The organism is Pseudoalteromonas sp. S1650, assembly GCF_005887195.1.
GTDB classification, from domain to species: domain Bacteria; phylum Pseudomonadota; class Gammaproteobacteria; order Enterobacterales; family Alteromonadaceae; genus Pseudoalteromonas; species Pseudoalteromonas simplex.
On the sequence record NZ_PNDF01000042.1, the window covers coordinates 1 to 22500 of the forward strand.

Sequence of the window (22500 nt, forward strand, 5' to 3'; positions counted from 1 at the left end):
TACTCTTTCTAGCTTTACTCTCGCTAACTTAATCTACCAACTTAAACTGCTCCCATTCGCTTTTAACCATTGCTCTGCTTTTTTATAGTCTGGATAAAACTGGCTCACACGTTGCCAAAACTTAGCGCTATGATTCATATGTAAAAGATGCGCAAGCTCATGGACAACCACATAATCAATCACCCAGGTTGGCGCACTTGCTAAATGTAAATTAAAAGTCAGCTCACGGCGTTTGTTACAACTGCCCCAGCGACGTTTATAATGTTGAATTTTAAGCTTTGTAGGCAACGTCTCAGACATTTGCAAGCAGTAATCATGCACTCGCATTTCGATATAGCTCTCAAGCTTTTCATGCATAAACTGCTCAAGCAAAGCGAGGTAGTTAGCCTCTTGATGTTTGACACGTGATGATATTAATAAGGTAAGCTGAGACTGTGAATCTTGTTGCCAGGTGTTTTTCGGGCCTTTGCCGAATACTATCGGGACGTTTTGCCCAAACAACTTAATAGTGGCGTTTACTAATGGCAATTGGCGACGCTCAGCTTGCATAGATTGCTTTGCTATTTGTTCAGCGACCCAATCTTGCTTAGTGTTTAGCCAGGCATCTATTTCAGTTTGTGGAACATAAAAAGGCGCATACACAGTGAGTTTCTGCTCAGCAACTTTAATTGCCACGGTTGTTCTGCGTTTACTGCGCTTTAGGGTGTAATCCAACAAAAGTAAGCCAATTCAATTAATAAAAAAATGAGAGATTCCATTTTACCCTGCTAAATAGCTGCTAATCTATAAAGATGACTCACAAATAAGTTTTCATCCTTATGCCTGACAAACCATGTTGTAGTTATACCTCACCAACAGGTAACAAGTGCCAAGAAACAGATATGGGCTCTGGATTTTGCTTTTGGCATGATAGTAAATTTGATAAATCAGGGCTAGATCTAACCCAAAAATTAGAGCGCTATGCCAAAAAAGGAGGCTTACTAGAAGGGTTACAATTAAAGCGAGCAAATCTTTCTGGGCTTAACTTAATCAAACAGGATGATGAAGAGGGCTATAACCTTTCTTACTGCAACTTCTATCGAGCAAATTTAACGGGCGCTCATTTATTTAATAATAAGATTGCTAATGCCTCACTAATGAAAGCTAACCTTCACAGTGCTAGTTTGCATTACTGTGACTTAAGAAATACCAACTTATTAGGTATCAAACTCAACGACAGCAGAATTGATAATATCGAGCTAGGCGACCAATTACTGCAAGAAACGGCGGCCATTAAAGCCCGCAAGAATAAGCACAACTCAGAAGCACGAGACTTATTCGAACAATCTGAAGAAATATACCGTAATTTAAGAAAAGCTTCTGAAAATCAAGGACTATTTGAGCTTGCCGGTAACTTTACTTATAAAGAATTGCGCATGCGTCATGCGCAATACCCTAAAGGTTCAAGTAAACAAATAACTTCAAGCTTTATCGATATGTTATGCGGCTATGGCGAAAAGCCTGAGAATGTCATTCGTTTTAGTTTGTCGCTTATTATTTGTTGTGCACTCTGTTATTTTTTATTTGGGGTGAATTATCAAGATACACTAATAAGATTAGATTTTTCTAACTCTATTGAAGACAATTTATTTGCATTTCTAAATAGCATTTATTTTAGTGTTGTTACCTTTACGACTCTAGGTTACGGTGACATAACGCCTATTGGTTTCTCTCGATTTATTGCAGCAGTTGAAGCATTTTGTGGGAGCTTTTCACTCGCTTTATTCGTTGTTGTATTCGTCAAACGCATGACGCGTTAACAGTATCTAGTGATAAAAAGTGATGGATAAAAAATATGAATTTAAAACTAAGCATTTATAGCTAATATAAAATAATTAAATTCATTAATTTCACATCTTTTACTCTTAATAAATTTTAAATTGTATTAGACTGAAAGCACATGCAGCCTTTAACTTATTCTATGCTAGCAGAATTTTTTCTTACTGATCAAAGTTCAGATTTATTAATAAACGGTACCTACGACCCGACTCTAGTCCTTTTGTCGATTACCACGGCCGTCTTTGCCGCTTATTTTTCTTTACACCTTATTGATCTTGCAAATAAAACTAACTTTAATTCTTACCGTCAACTCGCCAATGGTACTGGCGCACTGGTTTTATCTGGTGGTATTTGGAGTATGCACTTCATTGGCATGCTGGCATTTTCACTATGCACAACAATTAACTACGATCCGACTTTAACATTCTTTTCGTTTGTACCGGCATTTTTCGCGTGTTTAACAGCATTTTCTTTTCTTCGGCGCAAGGGTAATACCCAGATCCCAAAAACGTTAAAGCTTCTAGTCAGTTCTGTATTATTAGGTGCAGGTATTGGCACCATGCATTATACAGGCATGGCTGCGATGCAAATGAGTCCATTGTTACGTTATGACCCTTGGTGGTTCGCTGCATCTATTGTTGTCGCTGTTGGCCTGTCATTCATAGGCTTATACACTCGCTTTCATTTGAGTGACCATTTTAAGCGTTTATCTAACTTTCAAAGTAGAATAATTTGCAGCATTATTCTCGGTTTTGCCGTTGCCGGTATGCATTACATGGGAATGGCTGCGACTCGCTTTGTTGCGACTTCGCCCCTCTTATCCGATAAAGTTGATACATCACATATTGAACTTATTGCTATTTGCGTCGCGTTTGCCACCGTTTTATTAACTGCACTCGTTGGCATTATCAATGGAATGGTTCGCTATCGTATGCTGTTGGTGGAGAAATCTGCCGAAGAATCTCGTTTAGATGCTATTTTAAGTACAGCTATTGATGGCATTGTGACTATTAACATTAAAGGAAAAATTTTAAGCTTTAATAAATCTGCAGAAGCTATTTTTGGCTGGCAGCAACAGGAAGTTCTCGGACAAAACGTTAAAATTCTAATGAATGACGAAATTGCTGCACATCATGATGATTACTTATTAAATAGTGGCAATCATGAGCTTAAAAAAGTAATTGGCATCAACAGAGATGTTTGCGCAAAACATAAAGATGGCCATTTATTTCCTATTCGTCTTGGCCTTGGAGAAGTGAAACAACCAGGTGAAGAGACTCTATTCGTAGGGTTTATTACTGATTTAACTCAGCAACGCGCCCTGCAACAGAGTCTAGAAGAAAAAGAACTACAATATCGTACCTTAATGAATAATACACCTGGTGCTGTATTTCGTTGTTTACTTGATAAAAACTGGACGATGCTGTTTATTAGCCCACGAGTCTTTGAATTAACCGGTTACACAGCACAAGAGTTCACATCAAACGAAGTAGCATTTGCAGATATCATAAATTCCAAGGATGAGCAGCACATAGCAGATGCCCTAGACGACGCCATCTCAAATTCTAGCCAATACGCTGTTGAATATAGAATTAAACACCGTAATGGCCAAACAGTTTGGGTACTAGATCAAGGCACAGTTAACCATAACCCAGATTCCAACGACAAATGGATAGATGGCGTGCTAGTCGACATAACCTCACGTCATGAATATGAGGAGTCATTAAAGACAGCCAAGCAAGAAGCTGAAGCCGCTGCACAAGCCAAACAAGCATTTATGGCGAATATGAGTCATGAAATCCGCACACCAATGAACGCTATAATTGGCTTTAGTGATATTTTGATGGATAGCCCGCTTAGCAAAGAACAACAAAAGCATATAATTACTGTGAATAGTTCGGCCAGGTCATTATTGCATTTATTAAATGATGTACTCGACTCCGCAAAGCTAGAAAAAGGTAAATTAGATATCACGCTTGAACACTTTAATTTGCAGGCTCTACTAGATAATATCGTTTCAACCTTTTGGCTTGAAGCGAAACGAAAAAACTTACTTCTCGATTTAAAAATAGCCGAAAATGTTGCGCCAATATACATTGGAGATGATTCGCGTATTCGCCAAGTATTAAACAACCTAATTGGTAATGCGATTAAATTTACTGAAACAGGCTCTGTGACAATTAGTATCAGTAAAACGCAAAACAACCAGTTGTTTTTTGAAGTGCAAGATACAGGCATTGGTATCGCAAAACATAGACTAAAAGCAATTTTCCAGCCATTTGAGCAAGCTGATGGAACTATGACTCGCCGTTTTGGTGGCACAGGGTTAGGAACAACGATTAGTAAGCAACTGGTAGAGTTAATGGGTGGCAGCATTAGTGCTGTGAGCACTGAGAACAAAGGAAGTTGTTTCTTTTTCTCTTTACCTCTAAAAGAAGGTAATATTAATAAAGTTGATAAATTAAGTAATAATATCTTAAACCTGCCGCCTCTGAGAGTTCTAGTTGTTGACGATATAGAACAAAACCTCGAGTTACTGAATATTTTACTTTCTCAAGCTGGTCATGTTGTTACAAAAGCGAAGAATGGCTTAGAGGCTATCAGCGCCTTCGAAAAAAATAGCTTTGATGTAATTTTAATGGATATACACATGCCAGAGTGCGACGGGATTACAGCGTGTAAAGTGATTCGAGAAAAAGAGCAGCAACAACAACTCAAAAAAACCCCTATCATTGCCCTAACTGCCAGTGTTTTACAGCAAGACAAATTAACCGCAAAACAAGCCGGTATGAATGGCTTCGCTAATAAGCCCGTTGATATTCAGCAAGTTAACCATGAAATAGCAAAGGTTTTAGGGTTAGAAGTTAATACAATATCTCAACAACAGCCAGATAAATCTAAGCAGCATATCAACTATGCAAAAGGCCTGAAAATGTGGGGAAGTAGCGAAAAACTAAACTCAGAAATAGCAGCGTTTTTATCTGATCATTATGCCAATATGATTCGTTTAAAAGAGCTTAATACTGATAGTTCTGAGGTGAAAACAATTTTGCACACTTTAAAAGGCGTTGCCGGGAATTTAGCGCTAGGAAAACTGCTACATTTACTTTCTCAAGCAGAGAATGAACTAAGAGGGACTCGTTTTATTTCACTCATCCATGCATGTGAAGATGAATGGCATTTTTTACGCTCAAAAATAGCCGAAACAAAAACTCAAGAGGAACAAACATCAGTTACTATGATGCCTACGAGTGAGCTAAATAAAGCCTTAGACACACTGCTAGAGCACGCAAAACATGCCGAAATTGACGATGACTTTTTGGCTCAAGTGGCGTCGAACACCCAGCCTGCTTTTAAATCGCAAATAAATGAAATTTGTGAACATTTTGACAATTTTGATTTTAATGCTGCACAGGAAGCGATTGAAAAATTGCAACGTGAAATAACTGCAAGTGAGGAGAAATCATGAGCGAACTTATTGAGCGCGAAAGAATTCTTATCGTAGATGATGAACCCGCTAACCTTAAAGTAATGCGTGAAGTATTAGGCAATGACTACCGCTTATCATTTGCGAAATCAGGTGAACTTGCATTGCAACTTATTAAGAATGAGCCGCCAAGATTAATTCTATTAGATGTGATGATGCCAGATATGAATGGCTTTGAAGTCTGTGAAATACTGAAATCTACACCAGAAACCGCTCATATTCCGATTATTTTTGTGACGGCTTTATCACATGAACAAGACGAATCTGAAGGCTTTGCGCTAGGTGCGGTAGACTACATTACAAAACCCATCAGCCCTGCAATTGTCCGAGCACGAGTTAAAACTCATTTATCATTAGTGCAAGCACAGCAATTACAGCTCGCTCATATTGATTTGATAAACCGTTTAGGACGTGCAGCAGAATACAAAGACACAGATACTGGTGAGCACATTGCGCGTATGAGCCGTTACAGTAAAGTACTTGCACTTGCCTACGGAATGACTGAATTTCAAGCCGAGCAACTAAGACAAGCAGCACCGATGCATGATGTTGGTAAAATCGGTATTCCTGACGCCGTGCTTCTGAAGCCTGGGCGCTTGGATGAAAATGAATTCGAGCATATGAAGCAACATGCAACAATAGGGGCGAAAATTTTAGAAAACTCTAGTTCGCCTTTATTACAGCTAGCACACAAGCTGGCACTTGAGCACCATGAAAAATGGGATGGAAGCGGCTACCCTTATGGACTAAAAGGTGAAGAGATTAGTATTGAAGGCCGGATAGTGAGTATTGCCGACGTGTTCGACGCACTAACCTCAACAAGGCCATATAAAAAAGCATGGTCTGTTGACCAAGCTGTCGAACTTCTCAAATCTGAATCTGGTAAGCACTTTGATCCGCAGTTAGTCGACTTATTTATAGGTCAGCTGGATGCAATTATAGAAATAAAAAATACATTCACTCGATAAATAGAGCCTCCTATCTGGAGGCTCTTTTATTACTTAGGTAAAGACTTAAGATCTATTTTAGGAATGTCTGTAGGGGTTCTTTCAAACTCGCTGCCATAAGGAGTGGGAGCGGAAAAAAAGCCTGTATTTTTTAGGTAAAACCCTTTCTCTGTCGTACCGCCTTGATAGTCAAAACGCGCATTTTTTTTGGCTGTGGCATCGTAAGTAAATTTAGCTTGGGTCACTTCTTGCCATTCCCCTCGCTCAGGTTTAGCCCATTGGTTTGTATAAATTGCACGACGTTCAAATTGCCCTGCCCCAGGTATGAAGTTCTCTAAAAATGAATAGGTGCCTTGATGATATATACTCGTCTTTGGGCGCCTGAAACTTGCAATTAACTGCCATTTTTCAACCATAGGATCATAAAAGTATGCTGTGAAATCAGTACTTTCAGTTCCTTCAACTGGCCTAATGTGAGTTAGAAAACCATATCGCGTGTCAGCTTTCCAATCGTATCGCATATAGCTTTGTCCGCCAGAGCCTTCATTGCCAAATTTACCTACATGCACATTTTTACCATGCTTTAAGGTCTGTATTCGGTACTCAGGTGGAATTAATGAAGGATCATCTGTTGAAAATGGACTCCAAATAGAGAATAACACTCTGCGCTCACTATCAGAGTTTACTTGTATACCAAAATAGCCCCCATCAAAACCATTCGCCATGTAATACGAGCCTATTGCATCGGCTCCTTTTGGCACTTCTATTTCGCTATAAAACCACGGGTAATTCATCGTTTGAGAAGGCAACGAGTATTGCAGGTGAACCGAAGGGCCTCGACGTCCCCAGTAAAAGTCATCTTTAACATAACTAACTTTACCTAAAGCCACTTCGCCGCCGATTTTAATCTCACTTATGGCTGGTAAAAGCGTTTCTGCTTGCTCTAATCCCGTGATGGTTAACTTTTGATAACCTAATTCATCAAGGTTAAATGTACCAACAGGTACGCTCATTGGTTGATTATTTTTTACTGTTACAATTTTGCTTTGCCCAGCTATCGAAACTTCAATTGTTGCAGGTTTGTCTTTCACAAAGGTTTGCAAAGAAACGGCTAACTCACCTGTTTTAGATGTGTAAAAATAAGTGCTTAAACTGCCTTGTTCAGCAAACCAATGGGTCACACCACTCTTGTCTATCAGCTTATCTGACAGCTCAACATTATTATCAATCCAACTGTTTCCTGCCACTGGAATACTGAGCGTTGTTTCTATCTTCTTATCTTCTAACTGTAACTGTAACTGCTGATTTCCACATGCGACCAAGGAGGTCAAAAAAAGCGATAAAACAGCCGTTTTTATTCTGTGATTGTTCATTTTCTTTCCCACAAAAAAGCACTATCCGTAATAACGAATAGTGCTCCTTAAAACAGTTTATGGATTTATACGAACAGAGAACTCTGCCGCAGATGCCCAAGCACCACCACCTTGCTCCTCAAGAGCAACAAATTTAACGTAACGCCCATTTGTCGCTGGAAGAATGGCTGATTTTACATCACCATTTGAAGCCCATTCACCTTGTGCAACAGGCTCACCAAATTCAGTTGCTGTTTCACTTACGTACACTTCATATTTAACTACAGTACCATTACCGCCACCTGGGCGAGGCGTGTAGTCAAATTGAGCAACCTCATAAGACTGCCCTAAATCAATAACAACGTCGTGTGGGTAGGTAACTGAACTGTCACTCCATGATGTATGCCAGTGCGTGTCAATATCACCATCGAATGCAAGCTCAAGTTCATTTCCAGCCTCAGCAGCAGAACTTGATGTTGCAGAAACTGTGCTCATATCAATTGCTTGAGTTAAATTAACTCCCACATTTAATTCTCTTGCTGCCGCCCAAGGGTTACCACCGCGTTCTGCGAGTGCAACAAACTTAACAAAACGCCCTGTTACATCATTAAACGTCACCGTTTTAATATCGCCATTGTCAGCAAAGCTGCCACTTGATACAGGTTCGTCAGCAAAAGCCTGCTCATCTTCGCTTACATATAACTCATACTGCACCACTGTGCCATTACCACCACCATCTCGTGGCGCATAATCAAAGCGGTTTACAGCATAATTCTCACCTAAGTCAATGACCACCTCATGTGGATAAACAACAGATGTATCATCCCAATTGGTATGCCAATGCGTGTCATTTTGGCCATCAAAAGCAAGCGCCAACTCATTGCCTGGTTGTGCAGGAGATGTTGATGAGTAGCTAAATGTCGTATTATCTAAAAGCGTACTATTTACTTCGACCGCTTCAGTAGCAGGCTCTTCAACAGGTTCATCTTCATCACCTGTACCTGAGCCATCAATAGGTTCATATACGTTGCCATCATCAATGCCGACTCGCAGTTCAGCAGCTGAAGCCCATGCACCACCACCACGCTCTTCTAAAGCGATAAATTTAACAAATCGGCCAGTCACAGGGCCAAAGACTTCTAGCTTCAAGTTAGTGTTATCAGCCCAGGTACCTGAATGAACTTTTTCACCATAATCAACTGACGACTCTGAAACATAAATTTCAAAGCTAACAATCGTTCCGTTGCGTCCGCCGTCTTGGCGTGGCGTGTATTCAAAGCGATTTACATCAACTGTTTCGCCTAAATCGATAACAACTTCATGAGGATACTCTTGCATATCATCACCCCAAGAGGTGTGCCACATGGTTGAATCATCGCCATCAAAGGCATATTTTAAGTCATTACCCGGTTGTGCAGGTGTGTTGCCCGTGACTACAAAATTAGCACTATTTAGCATGCCATTTTCTTCGCCATCATGTGTAGCAGTTAAACTCAAACCCTCAACATCAGAGCGTGCAACAACAAGGATTGTATAAGGCGTCTCTTTACGTACATTTACAGCAACGATGCAAGTTTCATTGCTCGTGCCACCATAGCCGATACATTCTGCATTATCAGGGTTAGCAGCTTCTTTTGCAGTGACATAAATATCTGCATCACCAGCATTACCACTTAGTTCTACGGTTAGTTTATTTGCAGAATCTATAGCCATGACCTCATACAGACGCGTTTCTCCTTTACTCATTGCGTCAATTGTCATAGCTTCACCACTAATTAAAGGCTCTGATTCAGTATCAAAAAGTACTGTATCATCATTATTTGTAAGTCCAGACGCTACAGTGCCTGTATAACTAGTAACTTTGCCAAGAATGTTTTCAAGTTGTAACTCAACGACAGCATCTGTCGCAATCGCGCTGAAACTTGCTTCACGCGCTGATAAATCTTGCCCGCTACTAACTACCTCACCATTGACGATAACCGTGTATTTGTACATAGGCGTAGATGTTGCCGGAATTGACCAACTAATACTTTGAGTATCAATAGAGTCAATCGTTGCTGCCAAAGGGCTATTTTGCGGTGAGAAAGAAGAATAAGGACGAGATAAAACATCTGCTGCTTCAATTTCATCAGGAGAAATACTGCCGCCAGAGCTCATCCGATAATATTCACTTGTTGATGTCGCATCATAGCTTTCATTGTATGCTGCAGTTGCTTCCTCTTGAATGACATTAAAATCTGCTTTAGTAAACCCAGCCCAAGAACCATCCAACTGACGTTTATGACCAGCGGTAAATAATGCAGTGCGGGTTTGATCGCCCGTCCCCAGCCAATCCTCTACAAACGAGCCTGTATTGCTATTAAAGTAGACATTTTCAACTGGGTAATCCATGGTGACTATATGTGTCCAAATACCCGTTTCTTTATCCATTGACCAATAGCCAAATTGCGTATGGCCATCTTTTTGCCAAACTTTAGCCACCAGCGTATACCAATGATCAGGCTGCCATCCAAGTTCAAAATTCCATGATTTTAACCCTGTACCTTCGCCACCAAAGTTCTCTACTTTAGTACCTGCACCTTGATATGGTGCAGTGATAAGTTCACCATTTGAAGGATCCCACAAAGAAAATATAAAATTACGGCCATCGGGATGATCTTGTATGCCAGCATAACCGCCCCCTTCCATACCTGCGTTCCAATTTAGAACCGAATAGTATGTATATGGTGTTAAACCTTTTGCCGGAATATACACATCTTGCATGATGATGTCCCCAGCCGCGTTATCATTAAAGCGCAACCATACTGAAGGGGCTCGATCAATCGATCCCGGGGTTGCAACAACTTGCTTTCCTGTAGATCCAACTGAGCCTTCAGGCTCTTCGGTCCCGCAACCGAACAGTGTTGCTGTTATTACCGCAATACTGAGCACAGATAATTTATTTGTGAAGCTCATAAATTTACTCACTTATATTTATTCTTTTTAAATTAGGCAATACAACTATTGCCGTGAATTTATCTACTGCTATTAAAACCTGACATTAACCCCAAAGGTAAATAGGCGCCCAGCGCTATCAAGTTTATGAACCTGATCAGAGCGAGAGATATAATGCCAGCCACGTTCATTGGTTAAGTTATTACCTGAAACATTTAAATTGATTGATTCAGTAATATCGTAACTAGCACTGAAGTCTAACTGGCCATAGTCTGCAACCCACTGCGGGCCGCCCCATGCATCTGCATTTGCAACATATTCATCGCGCCAGTTATAGGCAAAGCGTAATTGAAAGTCATCCGTCTCGTAGTACACGACTGCGTTATAAGAATGCTCGGACATTCCTTGATAAGGAAGGCCAAGGCTTCTAAAGTCGTATTCAGGATGATCTTGAGGAACCTGATCATACCCTGAGTCAACATAGGTGTAGTTAAGTTGCACCCCTAAATTATTAAATGGCGCTGGTAGTAATTCCGTAAAGGCATGCTGATAGGCAATCTCATAACCTTCAATGGTACCTCCACCGTCACCATTGATAGATGACTGTACTTTGAAGGTTTCTCCATTGATATCAATTGATCCATTTTCACCATTTATGACAAATGACTCGATATCTTTATAAAAATAAACAGCAGTGAGTGCACCATTCTCAGAAAAATACCACTCAAGAGCTAAATCTGCTTGATTAGCACGAAGCGGTTCGAGTCCAGGATTTGAGGCGTGATATTCCATTTTATTGAAGTTGATGTAACTCCAAGCCTTGAGTGATTGGATACTTGGGCGAGTAATTGCTTTTGAAGCTGTTGTTCTAAGTAATAAAGTATCTGTCAAATTTAGTTTTAGATTTAAACTTGGTAATACATCCGTATACGTATCCTCAAATTCCACAATATCCTGATAATCTTCAACTTTACCTTCGTAGCTTGGATTACCTTGTTTATCAGGAACAAATACAACTTTGTCTAAATTAAGTGAATAACCTTGGCTACCTACAGTTGTTTCAATAGCCCGAACACCTAAATTTAAAGCATAAGGAAAGCCAAAAACTTTGTCTTCTATATTCACGGATGCGTAAATTGCATTGGTTTGCTCATTTACTTCATATGAGTCTTTAGGGCGCGGAAGCGCTTTAATTAACTGATTAGCAGCTTCCGGACTAATAGATTCATAAAATGCGAATAACTCATCGTAGTCAAAACGAGGCCACGGATTAGGGTGCTGACCGGGTTCACCTTTAAAGAAGTTCTCAAAGTCACCATCAATTAACACACTTTCAGGGAGTCTAAATAGGTCAAAGCCGTTAATATTTTCAACTGATGAGTAATCTACGCTGAAGTGATCATAACGTTCAGAATCAAGTTGCGCTCCAGCATTACTAAATGCACTGGCATTTTCTGACGAATTAACATTTGTGGTCTTCGTTTGATCACCAATATTTAAACCAAAATCGATTGATTTGATCCAATCAACATTTGGCATCCACTGTGCATCAATACGAAGTTCATTTACGACATCTTTAACACCTGTTCCACTGTTATAACTGTAGTGGGCGCCAAAAGGAGAGTTCGCAGTTAAGTTAGGAGAAATTGATACATCAGGTAAAAGGTTATTACCTGATTTATCTAGCATAATTTCATCAACAAAACCACGTGCTACAATGTATCTATTGTGACCATCATTTTTATTTTCTGAACTCGAGTGCGCAACATCGAATGCAACACTAAAGTTATCAGCAACAAACCATTTTGCATTCACACCAACTTGATACGTTTCGGTAACTCGAGGCGACGATACATTAAGTATTTCAGCCATCGCTCCAGTACCAAATAAAGTCATTTTATTAACTAAACCCTCATCATTAAAACCAACATCTTTAACGCCAGGTATGCCTTCGGTCCAACTTTCATCATATGTAACAAACGAAATTTGCGACTCTGTTGCATCCGTTTTATATGATGAATAAATGCTATCAAAATTCATTTCAAAGTCAGAGTTCGGGATCCATTGTAATGCTAAACTTCCGCCAATACGCTCACGAGTATCTTCTTGGTTACCATAACGCATATAGCCCGGTATGATTGAGCCCCACTCGTTATCAACTAACGGATCAAATGCCCCATCACCATTCACATCTTGGCGAACCGTAATATCTGACTCCGTTGTTTCATTCCAAAAGCCTTCACCTTCATAACTGTCGATCCTTAAAGTTCGCTCAGAATAAACTGCAGTGAAAAGGGCACCAAATGTGTCGTCGAAAAACGTGTCGCTTAATAGAAATGAAGCTTGAGGTGTTACATCTTCGGTTCGATCTTCGTAAATACCTTTTATAGAACCTGATGCCGTGAAACCATCAAAATCCATCGGTCTACGTGTTTTGATATTAATAACAGATCCAATTCCCCCTTCTTGAGTGTGTGCAACGGGAGACTTATATACTTCAACGCCACCTAACAGCTCAGCTGCAATCAAGTCGTAATTAAAGTCACGGCTACTATGCTCTGAAGCCATACGTCGGCCATTTATGGTTGTAATGTTATAGTCCCCACCTAAACCACGCACTGTGACATTTTGCCCTTCTCCGGCATTACGCGTAATCGTAATACCCGAAATGCGTTGTAATGCTTCGGCTACGTTTTGGTCAGGGAACTTACCGATATCTTCAGCAACAATTGCATCAACAACCTGTATTGAGTTTTGCTTAATAAATAAAGATTCTTTCAAACTGTTACGAATACCGCGAACTTCAATTACCTCAACAGCATCATCGTCAGTCTCTTTTAGTTGTGGGTCTTGCTCATTTGCCGCTAATGCGACTGCTGAGGAGGTCGAAAGTATCGAACCTATGAGCAAGCTTAGGTACTTCTTATTGTAATTTACCATTGCACTTCTCCGAATTAGTTATTCCATGAAAGAACATCTGTAGATGTATAACAATTAATTTACACCTTTCGAAAGAAAAAAATCAATAGAAAACACAATAAAACTTTCATTTTCTTTTAATTTAATAGTCGCATTTTTATCGCTAGATAAAAAACTAGTTAAAAATCAACACTCAATCAATATGGAACTAAAGGGAAAATATTTGGACTTAAATCGAAAGTCTTCGAAAAAGGAACTACGTAAGTAAGGTACCTCACTAGAAGCAGGATAAGCATAAAGTAACAAAATTGAATCTATTATCAGCTGAAGCAGCCATTTTTGACTGACAAGAGTTGGACTTTCAACTTCAACATGATTCTTTTTAATTTTTACAAATAAAACAACAAAGTGAATTTGAAATATTTTGAAAGACTGATAATCTAATTTGAAATATTATGAAACAAATTAAGGTGAATCAATTTATGATTAACTTAATAAATAACCGTGTTAGTTTAATCAAACGAATGTTAATCGTCTGTCTTTGGTCTAACTTTGCCTTTGCAGCACTTAGCAATGATTGGGAAAATCCAAAAGTTGTCGGAATAAATAAATTACCCGCTAGGGCAAGCTTTTTTCCCTACACCGTTGCAAATTTACAAGCGCCAGATCAAGCGCAAAACTATTTGAATTTAAATGGTATCTGGCGTTTTCATTTATCTAAGAACCCCGCATCAAGATTGAAAGACTTTGAGAGCCCTACTTTTAATGATAGTGATTGGTCAACAATCAAAGTGCCAGGAAATTGGGAGTTGCAAGGTTATGATCGTGCTATATACGTTAACCACCCCTACGCTTTTGCGAAAAACCCGCCTTTTATTCAACAACACGACAACCCAATTGGCCATTACCGTAGAACATTTAATTTAGATGAACTGTGGACTGATAAGCGAGTAATTCTACATTTTGGCGCCGTTAAATCAGCGTTCTACCTTTGGGTAAATGGACATAAGATAGGCTATAGCCAAGGAAGTAAAACCGCTGCAGAATTTGATATTTCTGATTATGTAAAGTCAGGGTCAAATACACTGGCAGTTCAGGTGTTTCGCTGGAGCGATGGTAGTTATTTAGAGGCTCAAGATTTTTGGCGGATCTCCGGCATTCAGCGTGATGTATACCTGTACTATACACCTAAAGATTATATTGAAGATGTGTTTGTAAATGCCGGCTTAGTTAATAACTACAAAGATGGAAATCTAAACCTTGCTGTTGATTTAAGCCCATCAAATAAAGAGCAAACACTGAAAATTCAGCTCAAAAATCCTAACCATGAAATCATTTTCGAAACCCAGCAAACTTTAGCCAAAAAAGAGCTCAGCCAAACAGTTCAATTCAACAAACAATTTAAAAATATAAAAGCCTGGTCTGCTGAATCGCCCACTCTTTACGAATTAAGCATATCACTTTTTGATAATAAGAAGCTGTTAAGTCAATACGTTAAGAAAAAGATTGGCTTTAGAACCTCAGAAATTAAAAATGGCCAACTGCTTATTAACGGCCAAGCTATTTTGATCAAAGGGGTCAACCGGCATGAGCATGACCCTATTACAGGGCATGCCGTTTCCCGAGAAAGCATGGAATTGGATATAAAACTATTCAAGCAATTCAATATTAATGCCGTGAGACTCGCTCACTATCCTAACGATCCTTACTGGTACGAATTATGCGATAAATACGGCATTTATGTGGTTGATGAAGCCAATATTGAATCACATGGCATGTATTATAATTTGGCAAAGGGCCACACATTAGGAAATAACCCCGACTGGAAAAAAGCCCATCTTGCACGAATTTCGGCCATGGTCGAACGTTCAAAAAACCATCCTTCAGTAATCATTTGGTCGCTTGGCAATGAAGCTGGTAATGGCTACAATTTTTATCATGGTTATGACTGGGTAAGATCTCGTGACCCATCTCGTCCTATCCAGTACGAACGCGCTGTTTTTGAATGGAATACCGATCTCTATGTCCCCCAATACCCTACTCCGCAATATCTAAAAGAATACGCCGAGTCAAACCCTAAGCGCAGTATGATCATGAGTGAGTATGCGCATGCTATGGGCAATAGTGTGGGTAACTTTGCTGACTTTTGGCATCAAATACGTAAGTACGACAAGTTACAAGGTGGCTTTATCTGGGACTGGGTTGATCAAGGTATACAAACCACCACCTCTGAAGGCAAAACTATCTATGCTTACGGTGGGGATTTTGGTGTTCCAGGCACTCCTTCAGATGGTAATTTTCTTTTAAATGGTATTGTTTTACCTGATCGCACACCGGAACCTGCTCTATATGAAATTAAAAAAGTTCATCAATCTGTTTTGTTTTCTTTCAATGACAAAGAGTTAACTGTATTTAATGAAAACTTTTTCAAAAACCTCAACCATTACCGTTTAAATTGGCAATTGATGAGCAATGGTAAGGTGTTTAAAGAAGGCCGAATCAATAAACTTGAAATACCACCACAGCAATCCGCTAACTTCACGCTTAACTATTCAATTCCAAAAGAAATCAATGATGAAGTATTTTTGAATGTAAGTGTAGTGACGCGGCTTGATGAGCCACTAATAGGAAAAAGTTTTGAAATCGCAAAAGAGCAATTTTTAGTACAAACAGCACGTGCGAAAGAACAACAAACTGATTTAAGAAAACTTAATGTTTATCGAACCGTTACCGATAGCGAGATTATTGGTAATAACTTTGTAGTAAGATTTAATCACGCGCGAGCAGAGTTAACAGGCTATCGCTTTAACGAGGTTGAATTAATTAAAACACCTGCCAGAGCCAACTTTTGGCGCGCTCCTACTGATAATGACTTCGGCGGAAATTGGCAAGATAAGTTAAGGGTTTGGAAATACGCCTCAGACCGTCAACAGCGTACAAAATTCACTTTAGTAGAAGCTGAAAACCAAGTTGTTATTACCACTGAGTTTGATGTGCCAGATGTTTCTGGAAAATTAAATATTATTTATATCATCACAGCTGATGGCAAAGTAAAGGTCGATTACAAGTTCAGTTCATCTATGCAAGATATGCCTATGATCCCTCGCGTCGGTATGAACTTGGAATTATTTGCCGAGCTTAACAATATTACCTACTTTGGCCGGGGACCACAGGAAAATTATCGTGATCGACATACCGCAGCACATGTTGGTTTATATCACTCTAAAGTGTCACAGCAATATCACCCTTACATCAGACCGCAAGAAAGTGGCTATAAAACGCAAGTACGCTGGCTTCACTTGACCAATCAACAAGGTGTAGGATTAAAAATTACTGGTGCACCTCATTTTGGTATGAGTGCTTTACACTACAGGATCAGTGATCTAGACCCCGGCATGCGACGAAGCCAAACACATTCCGGTGAACTTCAGCCTCGTCCACTCGTTTCACTGAATATTGATTATGGGCAAATGGGTGTTGGCGGCGTTAACAGTTGGCATACAACAGCACTGCCAGAATACACGCTGACAGCCTCAGAGTATGAATATAGCTTTACTCTGCAAGGAGTTAACATAAATTAAAATGTTGGATAAGGGCTATTTTGAGCCCTTATCTCTTATATGGTTTCAATTACTTATAAACAGCAATCTCTGCTGCACTTGCCCAAATGCGACCATTAATTTCACTTTGTGCGACTAAACGAATATACCGCGCAGTAACAGGTTCAAACTGTGTTTGCTTGATTTGTGTATTCGCAGCCCATGTACCAACAGCGATGGGTGAGCCAAAGTTGATACCATCGTCACTCACATACACCTCATAGTCTGCAATAGTGCCGTTTACGCCAATGGTTCTTGGTAGATAGGTAATTTTTGAAAAGCTTTGCGGGTTACCTAAGTCTATATCAACCGAGTGAGGGTACTCAGGCACTATGCCGCCAGACCAATTCGTGTGCCAAATGGTCGCCGGATTATTATCAAAGGCGTAGATAATTTCTTCGCCAAGCTCTGCCTGCGAGTCGCTACTCACAACAAAGCTCGAACTATCAAGTTTTCCAGTGTGATATAGCTCAATCTCTGCCGCACTAGCCCATACATTCGCGTTTACTTCTGACAAGCCAACCAATTTTATAAAGCGCGTTTGCGTATTATTAAGTGCAACCACTTTGCCTTGTTTGCTGGCATCCCAAGTACCCGCAGCAACTAATTCATCATAGGTTACACCATCATGACTTACATACACTTCATAGTCTGTAATTGATCCATTTTCGCCCACAGCGCGTGGCGTATAATGAAGCTCTGACAATTCATAGTGTTTACCAAGATCAATGATGACATCGTGAGGGTAACTAGGCACTTGTGGAGTTGACCAACTGGTGTGCCACAGCGTGGTTTTGTCTCCATCAAATGCGTTTGCCAATTCATGATAAGGCTCTGATTGCGAGTTAGAACTTACCGTCAATGTGGCGCTGTCGATCAGGTAGTGTTGTGCTGACGTATTATCAATCGTGACAGTCGCTGAGTGCGAAACTGTTCGACCGAAAATATCTTCGAGGGTAATGATAACGTTGTCATTTTCACTCGCAATAATATCTACTTGGCGCTTTTCTGGTTGGCTTGCTGATGCAACGAGTACGTTGTTTATCATCACAGAATAGCTAAATTGAGGGGTGCTCGTTTGCGGCACTTGCCAACTTACGCTTCGCGTAGTGGCATCAGTGATGGTGAACTCAATATTAGGTTGATTGGGGGTATCCGCTACATTGTTTCTTGTTAACGGAAAAAGTGAATTTCTCCCGCAAAACGCTGTCAAGTTACCATATGCATCCGTACAGGTTTGATTGCTAATACTTAACGTAGGTGAGGTTGTCCCGCCAGTTGTCATAGTAAAATAACTTGGGTTTGCGCTTGCATCATAGTTATTGTCGTAATTACGTTTTGGTTGGTGTTGGACAACACTAAAATTTGCAGAATCAAAGCCAATCCAGCTACCATTTTCGAGCTTTTTATGGCCATTTTTGAGCCTCACAGTTCTCGCGTTTTCGCCGCTATACCACCAATCTTCAACAAATGACCCTGTTGTCGTTTCAAAACGTACATCAGCTACGGGGTAATCCATGGTCACCAAGTGCGACCATTCTCCAGCAGCCTGATCATGCACCCAATAGCCGAAATGAGTATGTGAACCTACCGGCCATGCCTTTGCCACTAAGGTATACCATTGGTTAGCTTGCCACCCTAAATCAAAGTTCCATGTTTTTAGCCCTGTACCCTCACCGCCAAAATTTTCAGATTCCGTACCATGACCAAGATAGCGGGCTACAATTGGCTTTGAAGAGCTGCGCGGATCCCATATGGAAAATATGTAATTGCGCCCATCAGGGTGATCTTGTATGCCAGCATAGCCCCCACCTTCCATGCCCGCATTCCAGTTAAGCACTGAATAGTAGGTGTACTTAGTAAGTCCATTGCTAGGCACATACACATCCTGCATGATCGTGTTACCGCGACCTACATCATTAAAGTTAAACCAAATCGACGCGGCCCTGTCTTCAACCGTATTAGCTTGGGCACTCCAACTACTCAACATACCGACTACTGCCAATTTTATTGTCATTTTTCTCATGCTAGCTCCTGTAAGTGATAAAACTTAATTTCTAGATTCTGTGGACTTATCCTTTAGTAGCAATAAAGAACCAAAAAATAAAAACCACCGAGTAATTAAGGTTCAAAAACGAAAGAATCGCAAATAAAAAAACATAAAATGAAAAATATCGAATAAAAATGAAACCAATTGAAAGTTAATAACAACGTAAAAATGAGTGAAAAAGCCGTATGAAGGATAGTGAAAAATGTATTGCTTGAGTTTTATAAGGCGAAGTGGCATGAAGGTTAAAATACACTATGAAAAGTGCATTTATTAAAACCTTTAGGTAAGAGCTGATTTTATAGCTTCATAATCATGAGAGGTTATTTCATGGCTGTTACCAGCACAATCTTTAAAGTACATTGAGTAAGTAACACCATGATCGGCAACAACAGTTTTAATCTCAAGCTGAGCTAGATGCTCAAGCCATGCTAAAAACTGTGTTGCATTTGCGCCAAAAGCAATACCTTTGCTTCTACCGTCAGCTTCAAACAGTGCCAAACGAATTGTTTTTGCTTGATCTTCTAAGGTTAAAGGGCCTTTTCCCTCATCCCAAAATGCAAGTTCCGGTATCACATTAAAACCAAGTACTTGTTGATACCATTTTACAGCAGCCGCTAAGTCATCAACATTTAAGTGGCAATGATCAACACCACACAAAGCTGGAATAGCCATGTTACTCACCTATTTCTGTTTTTAACTGCTCTAAAAAATCGAGCATGTAATCTGTACGTCGTTTGGCTTCATCTTTTGCTGATGGCGTGTTCATACTCTCACCAATGTGTAACAGCTTAATAAAAAAGTGATCGAGGGTGTATTTTGTATCGTCAGGTTCGCGGTTTAAACAAAATGGATCGTCTTTATGATACAGATAGCGACCAATTGAGCCCCCTACTTTCATGCAGCGGCTCACCCCGATTGCACCTAATGCATCCATTCGGTCTGCATCTTGCACAATTTGCGCTTCGACACTTTGTACTTTGATATTGGCACTAAAGCTATGTGCGGCAATAGCATGATGAATAGCACTAAAATACTGCTCAGGATAATTAATTGAGGCTAAAAAACTTAGCGCTTTGTCTGCGGCCATGGTCGATGCTTTTGCCCGATCTGGGTGGTTCTTTGCAACCGCAACACAATCATGTAACCAAGCTGCGGGTAACACCACGGCCATTTCTGCCTGCTCGGCAATACACAATTGTTTTGCAACCCTCACTACTCGTTCGATATGACTAATATCGTGTGCGACATCGGCATGGAGTAAAGACAAAATAAAGTCTCGACATTGAGTTTCTAACGCTGCAAAGTCTATTTTTGGCTGCATATACTGGCTATCACCATTTACTGATTGAAATTATGCTTACTTTAGCGTGCTTACTGGATTTGTTCAAAACATTCATTGTATGTTTGCCAGTGCTTCATTAAACTATGCCCCCTTTTGTTTGACGCGAGAATCCCTATGTCATCTGCTATTTACCTGCAAGCTGGACGAGAAAAATCATTAAAAAGAAAACACCCTTGGGTGTTCTCTAAAGCCATTAAAAAAGTAAAAGGTAAGCCAGGACTAGGTGACACTGTCACTATCTATGACAATGACGGTAAGTTTTTAGCGATTGCAGCTTACAGCCCGCAATCGCAAATTCGCGCTCGCGTATGGAGCTTCGATCAAAACGAAGTTATTGACCAAGCATTTTTTGAAAAACGTTTACGCCGTGCCTATGCTGCGCGTGAACAGGTGATCAGCGAAGGCGGTTTAACGGGTTTTCGTTTAAGCGCTGCTGAGTCTGACTACTTGCCAGGCATCACTATCGATAAATTTGATAATGTATTGGTGTGCCAACTACTTAGTGCCGGTGCAGAGCGCCATAAAGGTGAAATTGTTGCTGCATTAATGACTATTTTTCCAGGCTGCTATATTTATGAACGTTCAGACGTTGATGTACGCACTAAAGAAGGCCTTGAGCCAATCAAGGGAATACTTTGGGGCAAGGAACCAACTGAGCCAGTCATCATTGAAGAAAATGGCTTAAAACTCGAAGTAGACATTCTAGAAGGCCACAAAACAGGTTTTTACTTAGACCAACGTGATAGCCGTGCAGCCCTTGAGCGCTTTGTTAAAGACAAAACGGTGTTAAACTGCTTTAGCTACACAGGTACTTTCTCACTGTATGCTTTGCGTGGTGGTTGTAAGCACGTGACTAACGTTGATGTGTCACAGCCAGCGCTCGATACAGCAAAGCGTAACGTTGAACATAACAACCTTGATTTATCGAAAGTTGATTTCGTAAAACAAGATGTTTTTAAGTTGTTGCGCCAATACCGTGATGAAGGTGTGCAATTTGATACTATCGTTATGGATCCACCAAAATTTGCTGACAACAAAGCGCAGTTAACCGGTGCCTGCCGTGGTTATAAAGATATTAATATGATTGCGATGCAAATCTTAAAACCAGGTGGCACTTTACTTACATTCTCGTGCTCTGGATTAATGGAACAAAATTTATTTCAAAAAGTGGTTGCGGATGCAGCCCTTGATGCAGGTAAAGACTTGTTGATCATGGAACGACTAAACCAAGCTGCCGACCACCCGATTGCTGGCAGCTACCCAGAAGGCTTTTATCTGAAAGGCCTGATCTGTAAGGTTTACTAATTAAAACTTACAATTTCTAACCCAGCACTCAAGGAGCCATCTTGCTCCTTGGTTGCCCGAATTACACGGGCTGTTGCATCAAATGAAGTAATCGCCGTGCTAGTCGAAGCAATTAGCACCCGATAAAGACTACCAATTTCTAAAACTTCATCAAGGTGTATTGCAAGCCCTGTTGCACTTAAATCAGTACACGTAACCTGAATTTCTTCGCCATTAACTGCATCTAATGGGATCAGTTTTGCAGGGGTATGAATTTGCATGCGGCGAAAATCGCGTTTCTCCTCATGAAACATATGGCCTCCTATACCAGTGTTTTTATTTTCTCTATTAATGTTTTAACAGAAAAAGGCTTCACTACATAGGCGTCACATCCAGCATCAAACCCCGCTTTTTGTTCAAGCTCGGTTTCAAGACCAGACACCATGACAACAGGAATTTGCGCTGTTTCTGGGGTGTTTTTTAGTAATCGGCACGTATCATAGCCATCTAAGCCTGGCATACAAACATCTAATAGTATGGCATCTGGCAACTCTGCAATGGCAGACGTTAAACACGATGCGCCTGAGTTTGCATAACTTAACGAAAACTCATTTCCAAGGCTTGCTTTGAGCATTTCAAAATTAAAATATTCATCATCGACGACCAAAATAGTTGGTCGCGGTCGATTTACCGCCCGTTCAGGAACTGAGATTGGTCTTTCCTTTTCAATGCCCACATAACCTCCTTTTAGCATCTGTGTTTTAGCGT

General features: G+C 40.3%; 14 protein-coding genes. 5 read left to right on the forward strand and 9 right to left on the reverse strand.

Annotated features, from left to right (window positions below; genetic code table 11):
- Window positions 1-33 precede the first annotated feature (33 nt).
- A complete protein-coding gene (locus CWB80_RS13335; RefSeq protein WP_138602124.1) occupies window positions 34-714 on the reverse strand; it encodes a M48 family metallopeptidase in 681 nt (226 codons plus the stop codon).
- Window positions 715-818: 104 nt separating this feature from the next.
- Between CWB80_RS13335 and CWB80_RS13340 the strand changes: the two genes are divergently transcribed.
- The 3 genes from CWB80_RS13340 (at window position 819) to CWB80_RS13350 (ending at window position 6273) form a co-directional block, all read left to right on the forward strand.
- Window positions 819-1799, forward strand: coding sequence for an ion channel (locus CWB80_RS13340; RefSeq protein WP_054553653.1), 981 nt, complete (start codon window positions 819-821; stop codon window positions 1797-1799).
- 161 nt (window positions 1800-1960) lie between these two features.
- On the forward strand, window positions 1961-5287 hold the full coding sequence (locus CWB80_RS13345) for an MHYT domain-containing protein (protein ID WP_138602136.1): 3327 nt from the start codon (window positions 1961-1963) through the stop codon (window positions 5285-5287).
- Window positions 5284-6273: a response regulator gene (locus CWB80_RS13350; RefSeq protein ID WP_054553654.1), complete on the forward strand. Its 990-nt coding sequence runs from the start codon at window positions 5284-5286 to the stop codon at window positions 6271-6273. Before CWB80_RS13345 ends, CWB80_RS13350 begins: the two co-directional genes overlap by 4 nt.
- A gap of 29 nt (window positions 6274-6302) precedes the next feature.
- Here the strand turns inward: CWB80_RS13350 and CWB80_RS13355 are convergent, their stop codons facing one another.
- From CWB80_RS13355 to CWB80_RS13365, 3 genes are all read right to left on the reverse strand, one after another.
- Window positions 6303-7625, reverse strand: coding sequence for a DUF3472 domain-containing protein (locus CWB80_RS13355; protein WP_138602122.1), 1323 nt, complete (start codon window positions 7623-7625; stop codon window positions 6303-6305).
- A 57-nt stretch (window positions 7626-7682) separates the two neighbouring features.
- Window positions 7683-10559 (reverse strand): discoidin domain-containing protein, encoded by a 2877-nt coding sequence (locus CWB80_RS13360; protein WP_138602120.1) that lies wholly within the window; start codon window positions 10557-10559, stop codon window positions 7683-7685.
- Between the two features lie 72 nt (window positions 10560-10631).
- The gene (locus tag CWB80_RS13365; protein WP_138602118.1) at window positions 10632-13478 is read right to left on the reverse strand and encodes a TonB-dependent receptor; all 2847 of its coding nucleotides are present in this window, start codon (window positions 13476-13478) and stop codon (window positions 10632-10634) included.
- A gap of 461 nt (window positions 13479-13939) precedes the next feature.
- On the opposite strand from CWB80_RS13365, the gene lacZ reads away from it, so the two are divergent.
- Complete coding sequence (lacZ, locus tag CWB80_RS13370) at window positions 13940-17038, forward strand: beta-galactosidase, LacZ type (RefSeq protein WP_171041533.1); 3099 nt, start codon at window positions 13940-13942, stop codon at window positions 17036-17038.
- 49 nt (window positions 17039-17087) lie between these two features.
- Here the strand turns inward: lacZ and CWB80_RS13375 are convergent, their stop codons facing one another.
- The 3 genes from CWB80_RS13375 to CWB80_RS13385 all read right to left on the reverse strand — a co-directional run bounded on the left by CWB80_RS13375 (window position 17088) and on the right by CWB80_RS13385 (window position 20427).
- Window positions 17088-19082: a DUF3472 domain-containing protein gene (locus CWB80_RS13375; protein ID WP_138602114.1), complete on the reverse strand. Its 1995-nt coding sequence runs from the start codon at window positions 19080-19082 to the stop codon at window positions 17088-17090.
- 303 nt (window positions 19083-19385) lie between these two features.
- Entirely contained in the window at window positions 19386-19778 is a 393-nt protein-coding gene (locus CWB80_RS13380) for a VOC family protein (protein WP_054553660.1), read from the reverse strand.
- A 1-nt stretch (window position 19779) separates the two neighbouring features.
- A complete protein-coding gene (locus tag CWB80_RS13385) occupies window positions 19780-20427 on the reverse strand; it encodes an HD domain-containing protein (protein ID WP_054553661.1) in 648 nt (215 codons plus the stop codon).
- A gap of 135 nt (window positions 20428-20562) precedes the next feature.
- Here CWB80_RS13385 and CWB80_RS13390 point away from each other — a divergent pair, with 135 nt between their 5' ends.
- The gene (locus CWB80_RS13390) at window positions 20563-21753 is read left to right on the forward strand and encodes a class I SAM-dependent methyltransferase (RefSeq protein ID WP_138602112.1); all 1191 of its coding nucleotides are present in this window, start codon (window positions 20563-20565) and stop codon (window positions 21751-21753) included.
- Here the strand turns inward: CWB80_RS13390 and CWB80_RS13395 are convergent.
- Together CWB80_RS13395 and CWB80_RS13400 are read right to left on the reverse strand one after the other, a co-directional pair.
- A complete protein-coding gene (locus CWB80_RS13395; protein ID WP_054553663.1) occupies window positions 21750-22046 on the reverse strand; it encodes a PilZ domain-containing protein in 297 nt (98 codons plus the stop codon). The two genes, CWB80_RS13390 and CWB80_RS13395, sit on opposite strands and share 4 nt — an antisense overlap.
- Before the next feature lie 8 nt (window positions 22047-22054).
- Complete coding sequence (locus CWB80_RS13400; protein WP_283235111.1) at window positions 22055-22462, reverse strand: response regulator; 408 nt, start codon at window positions 22460-22462, stop codon at window positions 22055-22057.
- Between the last annotated feature and the right edge of the window lie 38 nt (window positions 22463-22500).